This window comes from Mycobacterium sp. (assembly GCF_035570115.1).
Taxonomy (GTDB): domain Bacteria; phylum Actinomycetota; class Actinomycetes; order Mycobacteriales; family Mycobacteriaceae; genus Mycobacterium.
In genome coordinates, this window is sequence record NZ_DATMLH010000223.1 from 1 (window position 1) to 2,190 (window position 2,190).

Sequence of the window (2,190 nt, forward strand, 5' to 3'; positions counted from 1 at the left end):
GACCGCCGCGCCCGCCGCGTCCAGGGCAGTGAGCTGGGCGGGGGTCAGGGTGACCGACAACGAGCCAAGGTTCTCCTCGACGCGTGACGCCCGCCGGGTGCCGGGAATCGGTACCGAGGCCACACCGAGGGCCTCGGCGCGTAGCCGCAGCCATGCCAGCGCGACCTGCGCCGGCGTCGCACGCTGTTCCTCGGCAACCGACCTGACCACATCGACCACACCGAGGTTGGCTTCCAGCGCGCCGTCGGCGAACCGAGGCAGGGTGCGGCGAAAGTCGCTCGGTGACGACAGGTCCGCGGCCGAACGGATGCTTCCGGTCAAGAAGCCGCGGCCCAGCGGGGAGTACGGCACAAAGCCCACCCCGAGCTCGGCGGCGGTCGGCACCACGAGGCGCTCGACGTCGCGGCTCCAGATCGACCACTCGCTCTGCACGGCCGCGATCGGGTGCACCGCTACGGCGGCGCGCAGCTCGTCGGCGGTCACCTCGGAGAGCCCGAGGTGGCGAACCTTGCCCGCGCGCACCAATTCGGCCATCGCGCCGACGGTTTCCTCGATCGGCACGGTCAGGTCACGCCGGTGCATGTAGTACAGGTCAACGACGTCGGTCTGCAACCGGGCAAGGCTTTCGTCGATGCACTGACGCACGTAGGCAGCGTCACCACGGACGGGCCGCCGGCCCGCTGCGCGGTCTGCCGGGTGGCTGGCGACGCCGAATTTCGTCGCCAGCGTGACCTCGTCCCGGCGGTCGGCGAGCAGCTTGGCAATGAGTCGCTCATTGCTGCCGCCGCCGTACACGTTGGCGGTGTCGATAAAAGTCACGCCGAGGTCTATGCAGCGATTGAGCGTGGCGAGCGATTCGGCGTCGTCGACGTCACCGTAGACCGATGCCAGCGCTCCCGCGCCGAATCCTATTGCACTGACCGTTAAGTCGTCGCCAAGCTTCGTGGTGCGATTAGCAGTTGTCATCTGGTGGGCTCCTTAGCGGGTTAAGGCGAAGACTGTTAGTTGAGGTGGGTGGCGAAGAACAGTTCGATCCGGTCCCAGGCGTCTTTGGCCGACTCCGGCTCTGGACCGATGCCGGCGATCCGCAGCAAGGGCCGTAGCGCCCGGGGACCGGCTTCGGTGTCGTTGAGAAAACCGTGGCCGGCCGCGGGGTATTCCTTGACGTCGTGGGTTACTCCTGCCTTGTTCAGTGCTGCGTCGAGCCGGCTAGCGGCACCTCGAAGCTGCGGGTCGCGGCCACCGTAGCTGGCCACGATCGGGCAGGCACCGGCCAGCGTTTCGTCGAGGTCGCTGGGAAGCTGACCGTAGTTGACGGCGGCGGCGTCGTAACCATCGCCGGCGCTAAGCAGTGCGAAGCCACCGCCCATGCAGAACCCGATGACGCCGATCTTGCCGGTGCAGTCGCGAGAACCACCCAGGTAATCCCGGGCGGCGCCGATGTCGGCGAATGCGCGGCCGCGCCCGCGGATCATCGCGGTCATCGTGGCGACCAGGCAACGCGTGGTACCGCCCGCGCTGAACAGGTCCACGGCCAGGGTGAGGTAGCCGAGACCGGCGAGGTGGTCGGCGTGGCGACGCATGACGTCGTCGAGGCCGAAGACCTCATGGATCATCACCAAGGCGGGCCACGGACCGGTGCCCGCTGGGCTGGCCAGGTAGCCGCGAAGCTTCCGGGACCCGTCGCGGTCGGCGGCTAGGTCGGACAGGTCGATGTCGGTCATGGTTGGGCTTCCTTCGGTTGTAGGGCGGGCAATGTGTGGGGCCGACGATGGCCGCACCGTGCAGCGAAAGTCCGTAGCGCAGGCTCTACAACTTCCCTGTCCTCATATCCTCAACACTCTTTAGAATCGAATTCCAATTCTCCGATTGAGCCCTCTCCCAAAGGCCGCCTTGCCCCAGCTCTCTTCCCCGCTGATCTTCTCTCCTGAACCACTGCTCAGCACTTCTAATCCGATTCGGGTGAATCTCATCGAGCAAAGAATAATCTCGTTTAACTATCCCGTACTTCCAAAGATTCCAGAATCCAGTGAAATTATCGCGGAAGCTCATCGTGCTTTTGTCATTTGGATCTGCGTTGTACCCGGCAGGCGTATCTGCGATTGCACTTCGCGGACCGCTCCCCCAGTACGTGTCTAAATCCGTGTCGATGTATTCTGCTGGATGTCCAGTGACCTTCTCAAATGCCGC

The 2,190-nt window shown here is 65.0% G+C and carries 2 protein-coding genes and 1 pseudogene; all 3 read right to left on the reverse strand.

Translation table 11 applies throughout. From position 1 onward, the window contains the following. Nucleotides 1-966, reverse strand: a 966-nt coding sequence (locus tag VNW74_RS19875) for an aldo/keto reductase (RefSeq protein ID WP_325679923.1), incomplete at its 3' end; no start/stop codon positions are given. Between the two features lie 35 nt (nucleotides 967-1,001). Continuing rightward, nucleotides 1,002-1,724, reverse strand: coding sequence for a dienelactone hydrolase family protein (locus VNW74_RS19880; protein ID WP_325679926.1), 723 nt, complete (start codon nucleotides 1,722-1,724; stop codon nucleotides 1,002-1,004). An 85-nt stretch (nucleotides 1,725-1,809) separates the two neighbouring features. Further along, nucleotides 1,810-2,190: pseudogene (locus VNW74_RS19885) on the reverse strand (NmrA family protein); the annotation flags it as partial.

What these genes read in the sequence shown, in the direction of transcription:
- VNW74_RS19880 (WP_325679926.1), bottom strand. Translation starts at nt 1,724, where the DNA reads ATGACCGACATCGACCTGTCCGACCTAGCCGCCGACCGCGACGGGTCC.